We start from the raw sequence: 21,611 nt of genomic DNA on the forward strand, positions 1-21,611 counted from the left end.
TGCAATTCTTTGCATTGCGCTAAAAGTTATTATCATCCCAATTCTCGTGATAACACGAACAGGATTTCGTTTCCTAATCCGATCAATGATCGGACTCATCCATCTTGATTTTTTTTAGAGCGATCGCTGAAAAAAGCGTCAATTCAATTCAAAAACGCCATTGTTTTAAACTTTAAAGCGAATGTTCTATTCGTGAAAGGCTTTCCATCATTCAAATCCCACATTAGTGAAATCGTTTGCAGTGCGCTTTGGAACGTTTCGCATGCAAGCAATGATGTGTTTTTTAGAAAAGCTTGGGTGGTCGCTCGTGGGCTGTAAGAGTGGATAGATGTGGTGCGTGGAGAAGGTTATTACGGCTGCGGTCATGGCAAGCTGGTCAATGTAAGTACTCAATATTCCAAAATATAAACCCTAACCCAACCAAAGAACAACCCAATGTTTTACAACGAAGCCGAAGCGTACTCACAAACACGCCCGACTCAAAACGCTCACTGTAATAGTTACTGGGAGCGTAAAAACCAAAACCAATTATTTAACAGTACCCGAAATTTATGAGAGAAACTTACTCAACCTTTAAGCATCAGTGGCGCTTGCCATTGCTCAATTTTAATTTACGATCGCTGTTTTCGCTGCTCCTCATTTCTAGCATTGGTGTAAACGCAATTGCTGGTAATACGAAACAATCGTCGGCTGCGATTAATGTGTCTGGTCAAGTTAATGATGAAGCAGGCAAGCCTATGCCTGGCGTGAACATCCTTGTTAAAGGAACGACTAATGGTACCACCACAGATGTTAACGGTGGTTATGCCCTTACTGTCGACAACGCCGATGCTGTACTTCTTTTTAGTTTCATTGGATATCAAAGCCAGGAAATTCAAGTAGGTGCAAAGACGGTAATTGATGTTAGTCTTCAACCAGATCTTGAAACACTTTCAGAGATCGTCGTCGTGGGATACGGCACGCAAAAAAAAGCATCTGTTACCGGCGCAATTTCATCCGTATCTGCCAAAGAGATTAATGCGCAACCCGTCGTAAACGTTGGACAGGCCTTGCAGGGTCGCGTTGCAGGTGTGACTGTAACCAATAACGGATCTCCAGGTGAAGCACCTCTTGTTCGGATTAGAGGCATTGGTACAATCAATAATGCTAATCCTTTATTCGTTGTCGATGGATTTCCAACCTCTGACTTAAATAGTTTCAATCCCAAAGACATTCAATCTGTAGAGGTACTCAAGGATGCGAGTGCCGCCGCAATCTATGGATCGAGAGCATCAAACGGGGTTGTAATTATCACAACAAAGAGTGGATCCAACAACCAGAAGCTCAGTGTAAACTTCGATAGCTACTATGGTGTTGAACAACCTTGGAGAAAACTCGACCTGTTGAATACAACCCAGTACATTGATTACGCCACGGAATTAATGACTAATGCAGATATCTATAAGAATGAAACAAATGGCACGGACCCTGACGTGGTAGTTGGTTCGGGAGTTCCAGACCGCATTGAACTCGGTGGGATGGATCAGCCAATCAATTCTCAGACATCACAGACTTTCAGACAAACCAACACGGATTGGCAAGATGAAATGTTCCGCACAGGTCGCATTCAACAACATAAAGTTGAATTGTCGGGAGGCTCTGCTTCGTCACGAATGTTTGCATCGCTGGGCTATTTTGAGCAAGAAGGTATCATGCTTGGCACTGGATACAAACGTGGCGATGCGCGATTTAATTCTGATCACAATGTATCGAAGAGAGTAACTGTCGGACAGAATTTTTACGTGGCCTTCGATGAAAGAAAAATAGAACAACAAGCAGGAGGGAGGACGCAACTTCAGCATATGTTCAGAAGTGCACCTTATTTTCCCGTATACAACCCTGATAATTTTGGGGATTTTTTTGGAGCACAAGGTGTCGATGGATCAGACCCTGAGAATCCAGTAAGAATTGCAATACAGGATAAGCAAAATCAACAGCGTCTTAAATTTTTAGGTAACGCCTATGTCGATGTGAAAATCTTTGATTGGTTAAGCTATCGATTAAAAGGTGGCGTTGATTACGTGGACTATACGCAGCGAAGCCACTCACCAGCGTATAGCACGGGTGGATATGCATCAAGATCTGCAGCGAACGTGAATCAGAATCGTCAGCACTTTACATCCGTTCTGTTGACCAATCAATTGACCTTTGACAAAACTTTTGGTAAGCATTCGATCAATGCAATCTTAGTAGCGGAACAGCAAACAAATAATTTCTCGCAAACAACTGGCGGTGGTGAGAATCCGCTTTCAAATGACATCCTAGAACCGGTAGCGCTGTCGAAGGTAAGCTTCAATGGAAACAAATCGCAATCGACATTGATCTCCTACATCGGTAGAGTGAACTATGAATTTAATGGCCGGTATTTACTTGGTGCATCGTTTAGACGAGATGGTTCTTCGAGATTTAGCCCTGATAACCGATGGGGAAGTTTTCCTGCGGTGTCTGCGGGATGGCGTATTAGCGAAGAATCATTTTTGGCGAGTAATGAACTCATCAGCGATTTGAAATTACGCGCGAGTTATGGCGTTACCGGAAATAATTCCAGCGGCGACTATGGATGGATATCCACCATCTCTGGTAACCAGGTTTATCAGTTCGATAGATCTGGTGGTACAGCGTCTTCAGGTTATACCATTCGAGCACTGGCAAATTCGAAGCTCAAGTGGGAAACAACGCACATGGCCAATGTCGGCTTAGATCTAGGTGTTCTTGATAACCAGATTACACTCTCACTTGAATACTTTAACAACAAGACCAAAGACATGATTATCCAACGCCCGATTCCGTTATCGTTCGGATACGATGTTGCTCCTTTTGATAATGCAGGCGAAGTTGAAAATAAAGGTGTTGAAGTTGAAATCAGCTACGCGAAGTCAACAGGAAACTTAACGTTTAATGCATCAGGAAACATATCGATTGTTAAGAACGAGGTAATAAGTCTCGGTGGCGAAGGTATTACAATCGCACAAGCGGATTGGTATGGAGACAACCTAACACTTACCAAAGTGGGTGAGCCGATCGGACATTTTTATGGATATGTTGTCGATGGATTGTTCCAGGAAGGCGACTCAAGAGCACTTCAACCGAAGGCACGTCCTGGCGATATTCGATTCAAGGATGTAACCGGCGACGGTGTGTTGGACAGTAAAGACAAAGTTAACATTGGTCACTTCCTTCCAGACTTTTCTTATGGCGTAAACTTTTCAGCAAACTGGAAAGGGTTTGATGCGTCACTGTTCTTGCAAGGTGTTTCCGGAAATCAGATCTATAGTATAGTTAAGTATGACTTGGAAGGCATGACCAGGTTGTTCAATTCAGGTACTGCCGTGTTAGACAGATGGACACCTGAGAATACTAACACAAATGTTCCTAGAGCGATATCTGGTGATCCTAATCAAAACGCGCGAGCTTCTGACCGTTTCGTCGAAGATGGTTCATACTTCAGGGTGAAGAACCTCACACTCGGTTACAATTTCACTTCGATATCAAATTTGACTAAGAACGCATTGACAAGACTACGGGTTTATACAACAATGCAAAATTTGCTGACGCTTACAAAGTACAAGGGCGGATATGATCCAGAAATTGGTAACCGCAATGCCGGAACAAACGGACTCACGCAAGGGATCGATTACGGTCAATTTCCTCAGGCGCGCAGTATTACTGTAGGAGTGCAAGTCGGTTTTTAGTAGTCGAATCATTAAAAAGTTTTCCAATGAAAAGAAAATTAATATTAGCATTGATGGCGACGGTAGTATTCACCGTGTCATGTAACGAGGATCTTCTGGACAGAGATAATCCAAATGAGTTTACACCGGAATCGTTTTATAAAAACGGTGATCAAATTGTCGGAGCGGTGAACGCTGCTTATACGAGCATGCAAAGTTTGGATCTCTTTTGTCGCGAGTATTTCTTTCTGCATGATATGAGAGGTGATGACGTCGTGTCGGGTGGAGGCCAACTTGAAACGCATCGCGACCAATTGTTGACAGGTAACCACGACGCTTCCAATGGTGTAGTGATGCAAGTTTGGCGTGGATGGTACCGACTGATTCATCAGACAAACCAGGTAATAGAAAATGCACCGAAAGCAACGGAAAACGTGACTGACGAATTGAAAGCACGTGTTATCGCGGAGGCGAAATTTCTGAGAGCTTTGGCTTACTTCGATCTTGTTACGATATGGGGCGGCGTTCCTTTGATGGAAACCTATGCTAAAAAAATCGGTGAAGATTTACCGCGTGCGTCTGAAGATGCTGTTTATGCGTTGATCATATCTGATCTCGAGAACGCTGTTGCAAATCTTCCTGTTAAGGCTTCATACAACGCGAGCAACATCGCCAGAGCAAATAAAGAGGCAGCGCAAAATCTGTTGGCGCGTGTGTACATGCAGCGCGGAGAGTATAACAAAGCAGAACCACTGCTGGCATCTATTATCGACGGCGGCGCTTTCAATGGTTGGAAAACTATTCCATACCTCGACAACTTCAGAGAGGAAAATGAATTCAATGCCGAGTCATTATTTGAGGTGGCATTCACCGAAGCATTTGGCGGATCGATTTGGGACAACACGGCACAAGGCACAACGGCGGAAGTAACCTTTCGCGGCCAGGAGTATGGTCCGAATGCGTGGCGAAACTTGATACCATCACCATCATTGATGAATGAATACGAAAAAGAAGCAAAGGGTGACGACAAGGATGATCCACGGTATAATGATTCATTTTATTTCATTGGCGATCTGTATAACGAAGGCACCGATACCCTGGAAAATTGGGGATGGAAAAAATATCAAAAAATATATAAGGCCCCAGCCGAGGATGTTCGATCAGGTATCAATATGCGTGTGATGCGTTACACCGAAGTGTTGCTGAACATGGCGGAGGTGCAAAACGCGTTGGGTAATGACGACGACGCGATTGACTATCTAAACGAGGTAAGATCGAGAGTCGGCGTTGAAATGCCACCATATCCAACAGCGAACTATCCTGTGAATTCTTCTGATGAAGTTTTCAGAGCGATTGTTCATGAGAGAAGAGTCGAACTCGCCGGTGAACAGATACGCAATAGAGATATTCTGCGCTGGAGAAAATTAGGCAAAATATCCACTGTCATTCCGGAGCCAATTGTTTATATGGACACAAAACACTTGCTGGCACCAATACCTCAAATGGAAATTAACAGCAATGCGCTGTTGACAGAAGACGACCAAAATCCTGGATGGTAACAAGCTGATCATTGGTAATGTAAAGGAGCGAGCGCGATCTCGCTCCTTTCTTATTGCAATCCCAGCCATATTCTTCATTCAGACGTGTTGTGTGATTCTACAGCACGCTACAAGCACGTTGGATATGAAACATGCCCCAATCGAGATCAACAACATCAACCCCGCAAAATAATAAACTAACGTATGGAGCTGAGAAAATTCCTTTTTATAGCAACAAAGTCAATCGCCCTAACACTTACTCTTCTTCTTTCGTACGACGAATCGTTTACGCAAGATTTTAAAATAAATGAACAAGATTATTTCGAGACAAGGGGCGCAAATATTCTCGTCTTCAGCAATGAATACAACGGCATGTTTTTCGATGAAAAAACTGCGGGTATTGAATTTATTCATCACGGCGTACGCAATGTAACAGGCGGGGCTGTCAGACTTCAAAACACTCCCGAGCAATGGGATCTTGTTCCCAAGCTGGTTCAACGGAAAGTTGATAAAAAGAATAACAGTATTGATGTAGAGCTCCGATACAACGAATTTGATTTTAATTCAAAAGTGAAAGTCAAAGCTGAGAATGGTGGTATCGTCGTAAGTGTTTTTCTGGACAAGATGATTCCTGAAAATCTTGAAGGGCAAGCGGGTTTTAATCTTGAATTGATTCCGTCTCCTTATTTTGAAAAAACTTATTTGATGGATGGCCGCCCTGGCATATTTCCACTGTATCCGGCAGCCAACACACGTGTTTTACCTGCCAGCAAAAAAATCTCGCAATTCGCTGGGCACAAAACATTCGACGATAGAGGAAAAGATGAATTTATCTCCGCTGATGCGTTAGCCACAGGACGTCGTATCGTGATAAGTCCAGAGGATATTGAAAGACAAATATCAATTCAATCGGACCAACAAGATCTCATGCTTTTTGACGGAAGAAACTTAGCACAAAACGGCTGTTTTATTATTCGTAGTCTGTTGCCGTCAAAAAAAGTGGGCGAGGTGTTGCGCTGGTTTATAAAGCTGAATGTCATCGCGGATTGGAAACGGTCTCCGGTGATAGGCCTCAGTCAGGTTGGGTATCACCCGAATCAGGAAAAGGTGTCAATCATAGAGCTTGATGAGCATGATGCACAGCAGCAAAATGCCACATTGTTTCAAGTCATGGACGATGGGAAAGCAGTGAAGAAATTTACTGGACAGTTGAAGTCTTGGGGAAAATATCTCCGCTATAACTACGTGAAGTTTGACTTTAGTTCGGTTAAAGATCCAGGCGTATATTTTATTGAATATGGTGCGTCGAAGTCAAATACGTTTATCATAGACGTGGATGTTTATAAAGATACCTGGGCTCCAACCCTTGATGTTTGGTTCCCTGTGCAGATGGATCATATGCAAGTGAATGAAGGTTATCGTGTATGGCATGGCGTTCCGTATTTGGATGATGCTTTGCAGGCACCACCTAATCACGAACATTTTGATGGCTATAACATGTCATCGACTACGGACACGAAGTTTAAACCGCTTGAAAGAATTCCGGGACTAGCTGTAGGAGGTTGGTTTGATGCTGGCGACTTCGATATTCAAACCTTGTCGCATTGTAGCGCGATTCTGAGCTTTGTTAATACTTGGGAAAACTTTAAACTCGACCGCGATCAGACTTACATAGATCAAGCAACACGTTTTGTTGACATTCACCGTCCGGATGGTAAAGCAGACATCCTCCAACAAATCGAGCACGGTACGTTAAACATTGTCGCTCAAATAAAGAGCATTGGTCATCCAGTTCGCGGTATCATCGTTCCGAATTTGCATCAATATCATCATCTCGGTGACGCATCAACAGAGACAGATAATCTTCCTTATAATCCATCACTCAAACCTTTTCAGTCCGACGGAAGATCAAGTGGTACGATGGACGATCGATGGGTATTTACAAATAGGATGCCTTTCCTAGATTATTATTCGGCCGCGACGTTAGCGGCAGCACATCGTGCGCTGAATCAGTACAACAAAGCGCTTGCTGATGAATCACTGACTTTCGCCAAAAAACTTTGGGATGAGGCTCGGGCAATGCCTAATACCGACACGCTTCGCGGGCCATCATTTTTTCGAAAAAATGCTGAAATGAACGCGGCGCTGCAGTTATTCATCACAACGAAAGATGAGAAATATGGCAACCGGTTTAAAGAGCTTATCTGGTCTTCACTCGACGGTGGTTTACAGTTTAGTATTTCAATTGCGCTGCAAGCGTGTCCGTATATGGATTCGAAATACAAACAGAAATTGCGCGAGTATGTGCTGACTTATAAAAAATCTATTGACGACCTCGCGAAAGAGAATCCATACGGCGTTCCGATGACCGCGCGCGGATGGGGCGGTAACTTCACGATTGTCAACTGGGCATTGACGAATTATCGTGCGCATCAAGCTTTCCCGGATATCATCAGTGCTGAAACTGTGTACACAGGATTGAGCTACATTTTCGGATGTCACCCGTACTCGAATCTTTCTTTTGTTTCTGCTGTCGGTGTAAAGTCGAAGCGCGTCACGTATGGCAGTAACAGGGCTGACTTTAGTTACATCGCAGGCGGTGTAGTGCCTGGGTTACTGATCTTGAAACCAGACTTTCCAGAAAACAAAGAAGACTGGCCTTTCTTGTGGGGTGAAAATGAAGTGGTGATCGACATTTGCGCCGCTTATATTTTTCTCTCTCGTGCGGTACACGCGCTGGCAACACAAAAGTAAATTCATCAGCACGAATGGACTATATCGCTCAAAATGCGCGATTTAAAACGCTTTGTTCAAAATTTTAAAGCGAATGTTCAATTGTTGATAGGCATACAGCAGTGCCGTGTTGCAGATTAGCAACGAGGTTACCGCTGAAACAAATGCGAATAGGGACGAAGGTTAAGGCCAACAAAACGGCATAGACATTCTCTCTTGATTTGGATTAGTTGTCTTGGGTTACGGAGTGCAGTGAGTTATCCAAAATGGGTAACTCACGGCCTCCATTTAAGCAGAGTTAATAAACGTATGAAGCAGATTATCCTTTTAATATTACTTGTCATTGCGACAAACTACGGCTATGGTCAGACCTTTGAGAGAACGGCTCCTACAGGTTTCGATGAAAGCCGTACAAACATCACGCATGGAAAACTAGACACGATTCAGTATTTCTCGAAGACGGTCGGTGTAAAACGAAAGGCGCTTGTATATACACCGCCAGGTTATAAGAAAAGCACGAAGTATCCTGTATTGTATTTATTACATGGTATCGGTGGCGACGAAAAAGAGTGGCTAAACGGAGGAAAGCCACAAGTCATCTTTGATAACCTCTACGCTGATAAAAAGCTCGAGCCGATGATCGTTGTAATGCCTAATGGCAGGGCCATGAAAAATGATCGTGCGGTTGGAAATGTATTTGATAGTGTGAAAGTAAAAGCCTTCAGCACTTTCGAACAAGATCTGCTTACTGATTTGATTCCTTTTGTGGAAAAAAACTTTCCTGTTCACAAAGATCGGGAGCGTCGCGCAATTGCTGGATTATCGATGGGGGGTGGTCAGTCGCTCAACTTTGGATTGGGCAATCTTGACAAGTTTGCGTGGGTTGGTGGTTTTTCATCAGCGCCCAATACAAAATTACCCGAGCTTCTAGTCCCAAATGTCGATGACGCGAAAGCTAAGTTGAAAGTGCTCTGGATTTCTTGTGGTGATCAGGATGGATTGATAAACTTTAGTAAACGGACGCATGATTATCTATTCGCTAAAAATGTACCGCATATTTTTTACGTCGAACCTGGAGGACACGACTTTAAAGTATGGAAGAATGACCTGTACATGTTCAGTCAATTGTTGTTTAAGCCTGTGGATCAAAAACAATTTGTTCGCTTCACAGTGTTAGGATCGGCTGCGTTTACCAATGTAAGGTCTGCTAAATTTCCACAGATTCTTCCCGACAATCGCGTTGTATTTCAACTGAAAGCTCCCGAGGCGCAAAAGGTGCAGATTGATCTTGGAAAAAAATATGATATGGTAAAAGACGCAGATGGACTTTGGACTGTCACAACGGATACTATCAGCGAAGGCATTCATTATTATTCCTTGGTAATCGATGGTGTTTCTTTGGCGGATCCAGCAAGTGAAACCTATTACGGAATGGGCCGAATGGCTTCTGGCATTGAGATCCCATCGAGAAATGGTGACTTCTATGCGATGAAGGATGTTCCACATGGTGAAGTGCGCATGAAACGATACTACTCAACGGTGTTTAATGAGTGGAGACGATTTTACATCTACACACCAGCTGATTACGGCGCGGATGCTAATAAAAAATATCCGGTACTCTATCTACTACATGGTGGTGGCGAGGATGAAAGAGGTTGGTCAACGCAAGGCAAGACAGACATAATTCTCGACAACCTCATTGCCGAAGGAAAAGCGACGCCGATGTTGGTGGTGATGATGGATGGCAATACTGGATTAGGCGGAATGCGGTCATTTGGTGAGCGCTCATTGCAGGCGTTTGAAAATGAATTAAAGCAGGTAGTAATTCCTGTTGTCGAAAAGAATTACAGAGTAGAATCGAATAATAAAAGCAGAGCGTTGGCCGGATTATCGATGGGTGGCTTGCAAACATTATATGCAGGTATAAAAAATCATGAAATGTTTTCAAGTCTTGGCGTCTTCAGTTCAGGATGGTTTGCTAACAACAACGCATTGTCTGATCCACAGTATGCTTTCATGAAGGAGCATGTATCCGACATTAACAACAACGTTAAATTGCTTTGGATCGCGATGGGAGGCAGGGAAGATATCGCTTATGAGAACTGTAAAATCATGATGAAGAAATTTGACGATCTTGGAATACGATATCAATACAGTGAGTATCCCGGCGGTCACACATGGCCCGTTTGGCGAAATAATTTATACAAGTTCGCGCCGTTGCTTTTCAAATAGTTTATCCGGTTAACAGAATCTTTAAGTCGAAATTTATAAGCGCGATAACAACGCTGTCGAAAAATATAACTCATCGGGTATGGCAACATGGCATGAAGCAACATCAAGAAACAGACAATTGATAGGCGCGATGGTCACCCACTTCAATACGCCAATATCTTCGAATATTCTCAGCGGAGCGGAAATTGCTTCCGGACAATTCGGGTACAGTATGGTGGTGACGCAGTCAATGAACAGAAATGAAAAGCGCATGAATAATCTTGAGCGGCTATTAGCGCTCGGTGTTGATGGGCTCTTTGTGTCATCCGCATATTCGCAGGAGCGTGCGCTGGTCGCGCACTTGGAAGAGTCGGATATACCGCGCGTTGTATTTGAAGCGTCATCGCTTATACCGAGCCAGCCTAAGAAGAGGCTTAACGATTTTCAGAACGCATATGAACTTACCAACTATCTGGTTGAGAATGGGTGTAAGTCAATAGCACATATTTCATTGCCGATAGGCACACAGCAAAATAATTTTTTGTCCGGTTATAAAGAAGCCCTGCGTCTTAACGATTTACTTAAAATGCAACAGGCCGATGAGGATACGCACACGAATGATTCATGGTTAGATGTGCCTGAAATGCTGTTGTCCATGCCTCAGCTTGACGGAATTTTATTTTCCAGTCATTTGATTACTGCTGTTGCATGGAATGCGTCCATGGGTGCAGCAAGTCACAGCAATGAATGGCGGATCACAGGCAAGAAAGGAAGTATTGATACGCGTAATGAAAAAATTGTTGAGGTGGGTAAGCTTGCTGCGACATTATTGATTTCGCTTTGCCGAAGAAAGTCTTCGATTGACAAATTGAAACTGTGTAGCGCTGTGGGATGAAAATTGGAGCGACACCAAGATCGGTCTTGGAAAATGTAATCAAAGAATAATAATTATAAACATGCGAAGGATACCATTTATCTTCATGGCTTGTACGATCATATTCAATATCATTGGGTTTGAAGTCAAGAGTCAATCAAAACGAAAAACATCAGGGAATGCCCCGATTTTTTCAAATGTATTATACCAGGGAAATGATCAAGTGTACAAGGACCATCCGCTTGCGGAAAATGAATTTTATAATCCCATTTTACAAGGGTGTTATCCCGATCCTGCAATCACACGGAAAGGCGACGACTACTACATGGTGTGTTCATCGTTTGCCATGTTTCCTGGCGTGCCTATTTTTCATTCAAGGGATTTGGTTAACTGGAAGCAGATAGGACATGTGCTCGACCGTACTTCACAACTTGATGTACATGATACTGGAATAAGCGCGGGTGTCTATGCTCCGTCTATCACATACAACGCTGGTAACGATACGTTTTATATGATCACGACGGCTTTCGCCGGTGGCCTGGGAAATTTCATCGTTAAGACCAAAGACCCATTGAACGGCTGGAGTGATCCAATTAAACTTGGTTTTGATGGTATTGATCCTTCGCTTTTTTTCGATGATAACGGGAAGGCGTATGTCGTTCATAATGACGCACCCGACGCGGGCAAGGAAATTTATAAAGGGCATCGCGTAATTAAGATTTGGGAGTATGATGTAGCCAGTGATAAAATTATTGCTGGCAGCGACAAGATCATTGTTGACGGAGGCGTGGACATTTCTAAGAAACCAATCTGGATCGAAGCGCCTCATATCTATAAAAAGGGCGGACGTTATTATCTGATGTGCGCAGAAGGTGGCACGGGTGGATGGCATAGTGAAGTCATTTTCGTAAGCGATTCGCCAAAGGGTCCTTTTAAACCTGCACCAAATAATCCAATACTCACGCAACGATATTTTGCTAATGAGCGCACCAATAAGGTTGCATGGGCGGGGCATGCCGATTTGGTATTGGGGCCAGACAATAAATACTACGGGGTATTCCTAGCCATCAGACCCAACGAAAAAGATCGCGTGAACATTGGCCGCGAAACATTCATCTTGCCTGTAGACTGGTCGGGTGAGTTTCCAGTTTTTGAAAATGGGTTAGTACCGCTTGCACCCAAATTGAAAACACCAGCAGGTATAAAAAATAGAACAGGACAAGATGGTTTTATTCCCAATGGTAATTTTTCATTTGCGGAAGATTTCTCCTCTGAAAAAATCGATTATCGATGGATCGCATTGCGAGGTCCGCGAGAAGCCTTCATAGAAAGAACGAAAGGAGGATTGCGAATAACACCATTCGAATCCAACATCAAACAAATGAAACCTACCGCAACGCTTTTCTATCGTCAGCAACACAATAGTTTTTCATTTACCACAACCATGCAGTACAAACCGAATTCAGAGAAGGATCTTGCTGGACTTGTATGTCTTCAGAGCGAGCATTTTAATTACGTGTTCGGTATCACTAAAAAGGATGACGAATATTTCCTCATTTTGCAGAAGAACAGTCGCAAGAACAATGGCACTGAAGTAGTGTCTACGGTAGTGGCGAATTGTAAGGTTGATATTTCAAATCCTGTTCAGTTGAAGGTGGAGTCGAAGGGTGATGAGTATTCTTTCAGTTACAATACCGGCGCAAATGGTTTTGTTAACGTCGGTGGCGTCGTATCGGGCGATATACTTTCGACAAACGTTGCTGGGGGATTTACTGGTTCGTTGATTGGTTTATACGCGACATCGGGAAATGACGCCACGGTAAGTAATCTGCAATAGATGCCTTCGGTCATGACGAATGAATTTGATTTTAGCATTACTTCGTTATGAAAACATTAGTCTGTGTGAAGCCGGGAGAATTGCAATACGCTACTGCAGATCAACCACAGCCTAGTCGCGGAATGTCTATCATCAAAGTAAAGCGTGTCGGAATTTGTGGAACTGACCTTCATGCATTTGACGGTACGCAACCTTACTTTAACTACCCGCGCATTTTAGGGCATGAGCTTGCTGGTGAGCTCGTATATGTGGACGGCGCACAGGAGTTTTCTAGTGGCGACGCCGTGACATTCATTCCATACATTTCTTGTGGACAATGTATCGCATGTAGGCGTGGAATAACCAATGCGTGTGTGCGAATAAGCGTATGCGGTGTGCATTGTGATGGTGGGATGGCTGAGTATTATACCGTACCATCATCATTACTTGTTCATGGTGATGGATTGAGTTTGGATACGTTGGCATTAATTGAACCGTTGGCCATCGGTGCGCACGCGGTGAGTAGAGCAGGTATTACGCCGGGAGAGCATGTGTTGATTATCGGTGCTGGACCAATCGGCCTTGGCGCGATGGAAATTGTTCGTAGCGTCGGGGGGAAAGTAATCATGCTTGATGTCAATAATGAAAGACTGCGCTTTTGTAAAGAACAGCTCGACGTAGCGTATACGATAAACGGAAACGATGATCATGTTCAAGAGTACCTTGAAGCGATAACCAATGGCGAGATGCCGACTGTTATCATGGATGCCACCGGAAACCTTAACGCAATCAACAATGCCTTTCGTTATATGGCGCACGGCGCAAGATATATTTTAGTGGGGTTGCAAAAAGGTGATATTTCGTTCAATCATCCGGAGTTTCATAAAAGAGAAGCGACGCTAATGAGTAGTCGGAATGCCACCCGATCAGATTTTGAACATGTGGTGGCGTTGGTGAAACGAAAGAAATTTAATCCTGTGAAATTGATCACACATCGTGTTCGCTTCGAGGAAGTAAAGGATCGATTTCATGAGTGGTTAAATCCGACTTCGGGCGCTATCAAGGTGATGGTTGAGTTTGGTTAAAATGTTGAACTTTGATGTTGCAATTAATCGCATTCGCATTCTTCATCGCCCTTTTGGCAACACTCCATGTGCAGTTACAGCGCATGTATGAAATGAAGTCAACTTTTAAGACGGTAATTGACGATCCATCAGCAACAAATAAGAAGTTCCGAACTGTTGAGGGCGAATGTGGGTGGGTCACTGTTATTTATGTAATTTGATGAACGCATTGCAGTTTTAAACGAGATGAAAACAAAGTACCAAGAATTTTTGAGCGTAACGTGCGTTGCCTTTATGCTTCTGTTGTTGCAGGTGATATGCGCTACGCAACAGGCTTTTTGCCAAAAAAAAATGTCGTTGTGGTATGATGAGCCCGCGCAATATTTTGAAGAGTCTCTTGTTCTTGGTAATGGAAAACATGGTGCTACGGTATTTGGCGGCGTAAGTTCCGATAAAATATATTTGAACGACGCAACATTGTGGTCTGGAGAACCGGTAGCTGCAAACATGAATCCAGATGCGTATAAGAACATTGCTACAATTCGTGCGGCGTTGGCACGTGAAGATTATCAGCAAGCTGAAGAGCTTAACCGAAATGTGCAAGGAAAATTTTCGCAGTCGTATGCTCCGTTAGGAACGATGTATTTGGATTTCAAACATCAGGCCGCTTACAAAAATTACAAACGGGAGCTTGACATCAGTAAGGCCGTTGCTACTGTCGATTATGAAGTGGATGGCGTCGCTTATCATCGGGAGTATTTTGTTTCTAATCCTGATCAGGTCATGGTTGTGAGATTATCCAGTAGCAAAAAGGGCGCACTTAATTTTGAGCTCAGATTCGAAAGCTTATTGACGTACGCAACTTCTAAGGGCAAGGATATGTTGAGAATCGAAGGGTATGCTCCTTATCATACTGAGCCAAGCTATCGCGGCAACATGCCGAATGCAATTTTATTTGATGAGAAACGAGGGATGCGTTTTTCGACGTTGGCAAGCGTAAAGAATAAAGGTGGTAAGGTCATCATTTCAGATAGCACCATTCAAGTTACGAAAGCAGACGAGGCAATCGTGTATGTATCGATGGCTACAAGCTTCAACGGGTTTGATAAAAATCCTGTGACCGATGGCGCAGACCATAAAGCAATAGCCAATAAGCAACTCGTTTCTTCAATAGCCAAAGGTTACGAAAAAAATTATGCGGATCATGTGAATGATTATCATTTTCTATTTGATCGGGTTAACCTTGATCTTAACGATAACACAACAGCGACATTGCCAACGGATGAGCGTTTGCGCAAGTACAACGAGGGAGTCGTCGATCGTAATCTTGAGATACTTTACTTTCAATATGGAAGATATTTGCTCATCTCCAGTTCGCGAACACTAGGTGTGCCAGCGAATCTCCAGGGAATCTGGAATCCTTACATCAGACCGCCGTGGAGCAGCAACTATACGATGAATATCAACGTGGAAGAAAACTATTGGCTGGCAGAATGTGCAAACTTGTCTGAAATGCATAAGCCTTTTCTAACGTTCATTGGAAATCTTTCGCAGACAGGAAAAGTAACGGCGAAAACATTTTATGGTGTCCACAACGGTTGGGCTGCTTGTCACAACTCGGATATTTGGGCGATGACTAACCCGGTGGGCGATTTTGGTAAAGGGGAACCTGTGTGGGCATGCTGGAATATGGGAGGCGCATGGGCGGTTACGCATTTATGGGATCACTACCTTTACACGCGCGAGAAAAAGTTCTTGAGCGACTATGCCTATCCGTTGATGAAAGGTGCTGCTGCATTTTGTCTTGAGTGGCTCATCACAGATAAAAATGGGTACCTGGTTACGTCACCATCAACTTCACCTGAAAATAAATATCTAACACCAAATGGCTTCAAAGGAGCTACCCTTTATGGTGCTACGTCAGATCTGGCAATGATCAGAGAGTGTTTCATGCAAACAATCAAAGCTTCGGAGATTCTTGAAATTGATGATTCGTTCAGAGCGCAATTGAAAACTGCACTGGAGAAATTATACCCTTATCAAATTGGTGGCAAAGGTCATTTGCAGGAGTGGTATCATGATTGGGAGGATCCGGAACCGCAGCATCGTCATCAAAGTCATTTGTTCGGACTTTATCCTGGCCATCATATTACGCCACTCAAGACAAAGCAACTCGCCCTCGCGTGCAGGAAGACACTCGATATACGAGGAGATGAAACAACAGGATGGTCAAAGGGATGGCGAATCAACCTTTGGGCGCGACTTCATGATGGCGATCGTGCCTATAAATTATTTCGGGAATTGCTCAGGTATGTCGAACCCGATGGCTTAAAGGTAAACTACGGGGGAGGCGGTGGAACGTATCCAAATTTGTTCGACGCTCATCCGCCATTTCAAATTGACGGAAATTTTGGCGGTGCTGCAGGTGTAATCGAAATGCTAATGCAGTCGAATGACGACAAAATTCATTTGTTGCCCGCGTTGCCTGGCGCGTGGAAAGACGGCACGATTTCCGGAATCTGCGCAAGAGGTGGTTTCGAAGTGTCCCTGCGGTGGAAGGAGGGCAAGCTTGTTGACGTTAAGATTCTTTCTAAAGCCGGCGAAAAATGTTCACTTTACTACAATGGTAACGTGACGACATTTTCAACAAAAAAAGAACAATCGTATCATTTTGATGGAGCATTGACGCGCTTGGATAATTAAATAAACAACTCGTGAGTCGGACCTCACTCACTAAACAAATTTTGTAATGGTTATAATCGTACCTTCTTGTACTGAACTAACCAACGAAAAATTATCTGATAACTTTTTCGCGCCCGATAACCCTATCCCAAGGGTTTTACCCGTCGAGAACCCCGGTGCAATTGCTAAATCGATGTCGGCCATGCCAGCCTTTATCCCGAAACGTAACTGCGATGCGTTTCTTTTCCTCGATGCGAACAACTACTTCACCACCGCCACCGTATCTGGTCATGTTGTTCAGCAGCTCACTCGTCGCTATCAACAGCTGCGTACGTTTAGTGTTGTTCATTTTAATGACTTTTGAAATCATAACCTTCTAAAACTTATATCGAACATCCGGATGTTTGGAAATGAAGTCAGACTCCCTACAACCATCCAATAATTTGAATAGCAGGCGCGTATAAATGTTTATTTTTTTCAGTCTAAGCAGAAGTATGATATGCCCAATCGCAAAACTTGAATTCTTTACAACCTGTGAATCCTTTGATATTGGAAACGTTTGCATTATAATTGTATTGATGACATTTAATTGTCATTAACCAATCGTAGAATCTGTTCTCGACATGCCATGCAAGGTTTGACAAGTTGCATCCGATTATTCAAAACGCGACGTTGTATTCAACATTGCTGTCAGTTGTTATTAGGCCTTTTATTATTTTGTTCAGCGTCGCTCTTCGGGCAGCAAGCTAACGTACTTACGCCTTTAGCACCGGAGACACTATCGAATACATTTGTCAGATGTTTTTATAAAGACAGCCGCGGTCTTCTTTGGATCGGTACTGCTGATGGGTTAGTACGTTTTGATGGAACCAATACGCACCGATATGAACATGAATCTCAATTAAAAAACAGTTTATGCCACAATAACATCAACGCTATCGTCGAAGATAAAAATCATCGCTTGTGGATAGGAACAGCACAAGGCATTTCTATTTATACTCCGCAGGCCGATAGCTTTACAACACTTGATTCACTTCCTGGTCTTCAGAATTATTTGAACAACCGTTATATAACAGCATTAGCATTTGATCAACACGGTTCACTTTGGATTGGCACGCATGAAGGCGGCATCAATGTTTTTAATCCGGAGAAACTCCATTTTACCTATTTACTAGAACACAATAATGATAAGAATTTTGCCGGTGCGAATTATGTCAACGCGTTGTTGTGTGTAGATGACATGATGTGGTGCGGTACGAAGGGCGGCTTAAGAATTTATAACACACGAGAAATTCGTCCAGCGCCAATTTCTTTCCGCGATGATCAATTACCTGCCGGACAAATAACAACATTGGTCGCCGATAACATGGGTAATGTCTGGATGACAAACGTCAATGGAGATGTGATGAAGGTTACACCCCGGCATGGATATTATACACTCGACAAAGTAGTGGCCGGCGAACTTTCTCATGGAACAGGGAATACAACGCTGACGCTGGCAAGAGATCTTCATGGTAATTTTTGGTTTGGCGGTGAGAAGTCCGGGCTTAATTATCTCGACGTTAAAACCAGGAAAGTTTCCAAATGGGCGGCTCGCGATAGAAGTAGTGATCAATTGTTGACGAGTTCTATTCGTGCTGTGTATGTCGACGATAAAGGACTTGTTTGGATCGGAACATTCAACAAAGGAGCATACCTGATCAAGGGCGACAGCAAAAAGTTTTTGCGAAATTCTTTTAACGGATCGGAAAATAATTTTGCGGGTAAGCAAGTCAGAGGTTTTGCAGAAGATGGTGATGGAAATATTTGGATCGTCGCAGATGAGATTGGCGTGGGGAAAGTAGATGCTAAAACAAACACACTATCGAAAGTAAACGGGATAAACTCAAAGCTGCCGAACAAATACCTTAATGCCATTATCTGCGACAGGCATGGCGACATCTGGATTGGCTCTGCTGGAAATGGTGTATACCGTGTGGATCCCACGACCTTTCAAATGGTGAATTTTACATTAAAATCAGAAAGTTTTGGTGACAACAAAGTGTCTTGTCTTTACGAAGATAAAAGCGGAACGATTTGGGCAGGCACACTCGGTAGTGGACTTTTTTATTACGACCAACAAGCGCAGGCTTTTAAAGTCTTGTACGAAGCCGATAAGGCCAATCATCTTAATAAGACAACCTACGTGAGTTCTATTCTTGAAGACTCTTACGGGTTGCTCTGGATTGGCACCGCGTATGGTTTATACAGTTTGGAGAATACGCATGGGAAAAATATAAACTATACCTTACATCTTCCGGCAGGCACATCACAAAGTATCAGTAGTTCTGGAATTCAGTGCTTGCATGAAGACAAGCGTAAAAATTTATGGATCGGAACAGCCGATAATGGGGTAACCATAAGAATGGCAAGTGATTCACAGATTTACGTGTTTCGGAAAAGCGATGGCCTTGGGGCCAACAACGTACGTGCCATCACCAGCGACGCATCAGGCGTAGTGTGGGTCAGCGGAAACTCCGGACTTTCAAAGTTTAATCAAGAAAAAAGAACATTCATAACTTATTCATACGCCGATGGTTTAAGTTCCGAAAACTTTTATGGTAACGCTTGTCTGCGAAGCAGTAGTGGCCAGATTTTTTTTGGAAGCAACGACGGGTTTGTTGCTTTTTATCCTGACAGCATTCGTCATCAATCGGATCGTCCCGTGGTGCACTTAACAGATTTAAGAATCAACAATCGATCTGTTCCGATCGGAACAACAGACTCTCCGCTGAAACAACATATAGGTTTTACAAAGTCGATAGTACTTTCTTCCGATCAGCGATCGTTTGTGATTGATTTTGCTACCATCGACATTTCTCAATCTTTGAAACGAAAATATTGTTACAAGCTTGAAGGTTTTGATAAGGGCTGGAACTGCATTGATGGCACATCGAGCGCGACGTATACGAATATGGATCCAGGCGATTACGTTTTCAATGTGAGGGCTTCGGACGGCGACGGTGGATGGAGCGATGAGATAACACGGCTTGAGATTACCGTTAGACCCGTCATCTGGAAAACTTGGTGGGCGTTTCTTTTGTATTGTGTTGTCCTTGCGATAGTATTATTGCTAATCATCCGCGTGAGGAAGGAGCGCGTAAAAATGAAACAGCAGCTCACACGCGAAAGAATGGCAAGAGAAAGGGAGCATACGCTAAGTGAATCAAAGGCGCAGTTCTTTAATAACATATCGCACGAGTTCAGAACGCCACTAAGCCTGATGCTTATTCCGTTGGAAAGTTTAATGGATCAAGAGAATCTTCCAGTAACAGCCCGCAATAAAGTTGCTTCTGCATACCGCTCGGCAAACAAGATGATGAAACTTGTAAATGAATTGATGGATTTCAATAAAATTGAAAGTGGCAATTTAAAACTCTACCTGCAATTTGGAGAAATCATCAGTGTTATTGGCGAGGTAACTTCGGCGTTCGATGACGTCGCACAAAAAAGAAATATTCTATACTCAGTTAATGCAGCTGAACCAATAGTAAATGCGTGGTTTGATCATGATAAGCTTGATAAAATTTTGCTGAATGTACTTTCCAATGCATTTAAGTTTACCCGCGATGGAGGAAGAATCTCCGTAGATGTGAGCGTAAATGTCGTAGCTGTTGGGGAGGAGAAGAAAATGATGCGTTGTCTGGAGATCGTAGTGCTCGATAACGGACTTGGGATAGCGGCCTCAGAACTGCCGCATATTTTCGATAAGTTTTACCAGGCAAAATCAGCCTCGCGTGTGGCCAATCCTGGAACTGGCATCGGTCTGTCATGGACGAAAGCTTTGGTCGAGTTGCATCACGGGTTTATCAATGTTGAAAGTATTCCTGATCAGGAAACGAAGTTCCGCTTGGTCATTCCCATCGACGCGGCAGCATTTCAGTTGGAAATCGCGGAGAATTTATACGGACAAGAAATCGGCTTCGGCAAGAACGCCACGTCAAGCGACTTGAAAATTGCACGAATGAATTCCGAGGCGCATCATGAAGAACAAAAGAGAGCTGACGTACTGGTGGTGGAAGATAATGACGATCTCAGGGAATCGCTCGTTGCCGAATTGCAGCGTGACTTCAATGTATTGCAGGCTCGCGACGGTGTTGAAGGATTGCATCTGGCGCTCGAAAAGATTCCCGATATAATTATTAGTGATATTCTGATGCCCAATAAAACGGGAATCGAATTGTGCGCTACCGTGAAGGCTGATATCAAGACCAGTCATATTCCGTTTATATTGTTGACGGCCAAAGCTACCGTGCAAGATCAGATTTATGGTATCGACACGGGTGCAGACGTGTATCTGACCAAGCCTTTTAGTATACGACTTTTGTTAGCGCATGTGCAAGGTCTGATTGCGTCCCGTGAAAAATTGTATTCACTTTTTAGTCAGGATGTGTATTTGCTTCCCGCCAGGAGCACATCTGATGAGCTCGATAAAATGTTTCTTCAGCGCGTCGTGGATTATATTGTGGAGCATCTCCAAGATAGCCAATTAGGAGTTGATGCACTTGCCGATGCCTTTAACTTAAGCCGTGTTCAGGTGTACAGGAAGGTGAAAGCGTTGACAGGAAAAACAGCAGTTGAGTTTATTCGCAACGTCCGCTTAAAGCAAGCAATCAAACTGATGGAGACTAAAAAATATACGCTCTCGGAGATTTCTTATCAAACTGGTTTCAGTTCTGCATCGTACTTCACCAAGTGTTTCAAGGAAGCGTATGGAAAGGCGCCGTCTGAATTTCTTGCTGCATCGGCTTGATAAATGAACGGCCCTCGTGTAACCCCGCTTTATTATGCAAAGAGTATGATTCAAATGTAACAGCCTATGTTTAATTTGTAGTAGCTCGCCCAATTGATAAAGTTGCATTTTTACATCGCTCGGAAGCTGGGTTGTTTAAAATCCACCGCATGCAATTCTTAGAAGTTTTTTATGCGCTAAATGAATTAATT

Annotated in this window: 11 protein-coding genes; all 11 read left to right on the plus strand. The window is 43.4% G+C overall.

Translation table 11 applies throughout. The features are described from left to right. The first annotated feature begins 551 nt into the window (after positions 1-551). Entirely contained in the window at positions 552-3,731 is a 3,180-nt protein-coding gene (locus tag DQQ10_RS21555; protein ID WP_112749002.1) for a SusC/RagA family TonB-linked outer membrane protein, read from the plus strand. Positions 3,732-3,757: 26 nt separating this feature from the next. Then, positions 3,758-5,269 (plus strand): RagB/SusD family nutrient uptake outer membrane protein, encoded by a 1,512-nt coding sequence (locus DQQ10_RS21560; protein ID WP_112749003.1) that lies wholly within the window; start codon positions 3,758-3,760, stop codon positions 5,267-5,269. Between the two features lie 183 nt (positions 5,270-5,452). Then, positions 5,453-8,002 (plus strand): glycoside hydrolase family 9 protein, encoded by a 2,550-nt coding sequence (locus DQQ10_RS21565; protein WP_112749004.1) that lies wholly within the window; start codon positions 5,453-5,455, stop codon positions 8,000-8,002. A gap of 288 nt (positions 8,003-8,290) precedes the next feature. Further along, entirely contained in the window at positions 8,291-10,213 is a 1,923-nt protein-coding gene (locus DQQ10_RS21570) for an alpha/beta hydrolase-fold protein (RefSeq protein ID WP_112749005.1), read from the plus strand. A 79-nt stretch (positions 10,214-10,292) separates the two neighbouring features. Continuing rightward, a complete protein-coding gene (locus DQQ10_RS21575; protein WP_112749006.1) occupies positions 10,293-11,087 on the plus strand; it encodes a LacI family DNA-binding transcriptional regulator in 795 nt (264 codons plus the stop codon). A 61-nt stretch (positions 11,088-11,148) separates the two neighbouring features. Beyond that, a complete protein-coding gene (locus DQQ10_RS21580) occupies positions 11,149-12,903 on the plus strand; it encodes a glycoside hydrolase family 43 protein (protein ID WP_221409770.1) in 1,755 nt (584 codons plus the stop codon). A 47-nt stretch (positions 12,904-12,950) separates the two neighbouring features. Next, positions 12,951-13,967, plus strand: coding sequence for a zinc-binding alcohol dehydrogenase family protein (locus DQQ10_RS21585; protein ID WP_112749008.1), 1,017 nt, complete (start codon positions 12,951-12,953; stop codon positions 13,965-13,967). A 14-nt stretch (positions 13,968-13,981) separates the two neighbouring features. Beyond that, positions 13,982-14,167 carry a hypothetical protein gene (locus tag DQQ10_RS21590; RefSeq protein WP_112749009.1) on the plus strand — a complete coding sequence of 62 codons (186 nt, stop codon included), beginning with the start codon at positions 13,982-13,984 and terminating at the stop codon, positions 14,165-14,167. 25 nt (positions 14,168-14,192) lie between these two features. Next, complete coding sequence (locus tag DQQ10_RS21595) at positions 14,193-16,649, plus strand: glycoside hydrolase family 95 protein (protein ID WP_245970494.1); 2,457 nt, start codon at positions 14,193-14,195, stop codon at positions 16,647-16,649. 46 nt (positions 16,650-16,695) lie between these two features. After that, complete coding sequence (locus tag DQQ10_RS27785; RefSeq protein WP_133259719.1) at positions 16,696-16,992, plus strand: hypothetical protein; 297 nt, start codon at positions 16,696-16,698, stop codon at positions 16,990-16,992. 330 nt (positions 16,993-17,322) lie between these two features. Beyond that, complete coding sequence (locus DQQ10_RS21600; RefSeq protein WP_165824049.1) at positions 17,323-21,420, plus strand: hybrid sensor histidine kinase/response regulator transcription factor; 4,098 nt, start codon at positions 17,323-17,325, stop codon at positions 21,418-21,420. Positions 21,421-21,611 lie beyond the last annotated feature (191 nt).

It is taken from the genome of Pseudochryseolinea flava, from assembly GCF_003286915.1.
Lineage (GTDB): Bacteria > Bacteroidota > Bacteroidia > Cytophagales > Cyclobacteriaceae > Ohtaekwangia > Ohtaekwangia flava.

Coding starts and splice junctions, on each gene's coding strand:
- DQQ10_RS21560 (WP_112749003.1), top strand. CDS start 3,758: ATGAAAAGAAAATTAATATTAGCATTGATGGCGACGGTAGTATTCACC.
- DQQ10_RS21585 (WP_112749008.1), top strand. CDS start 12,951: ATGAAAACATTAGTCTGTGTGAAGCCGGGAGAATTGCAATACGCTACT.
- DQQ10_RS21580 (WP_221409770.1), top strand. CDS start 11,149: ATGCGAAGGATACCATTTATCTTCATGGCTTGTACGATCATATTCAAT.
- DQQ10_RS21570 (WP_112749005.1), top strand. CDS start 8,291: ATGAAGCAGATTATCCTTTTAATATTACTTGTCATTGCGACAAACTAC.
- DQQ10_RS21555 (WP_112749002.1), top strand. CDS start 552: ATGAGAGAAACTTACTCAACCTTTAAGCATCAGTGGCGCTTGCCATTG.
- DQQ10_RS21590 (WP_112749009.1), top strand. CDS start 13,982: ATGTTGCAATTAATCGCATTCGCATTCTTCATCGCCCTTTTGGCAACA.
- DQQ10_RS21575 (WP_112749006.1), top strand. CDS start 10,293: ATGGCAACATGGCATGAAGCAACATCAAGAAACAGACAATTGATAGGC.
- DQQ10_RS21595 (WP_245970494.1), top strand. CDS start 14,193: ATGAAAACAAAGTACCAAGAATTTTTGAGCGTAACGTGCGTTGCCTTT.
- DQQ10_RS21565 (WP_112749004.1), top strand. CDS start 5,453: ATGGAGCTGAGAAAATTCCTTTTTATAGCAACAAAGTCAATCGCCCTA.
- DQQ10_RS27785 (WP_133259719.1), top strand. CDS start 16,696: ATGGTTATAATCGTACCTTCTTGTACTGAACTAACCAACGAAAAATTA.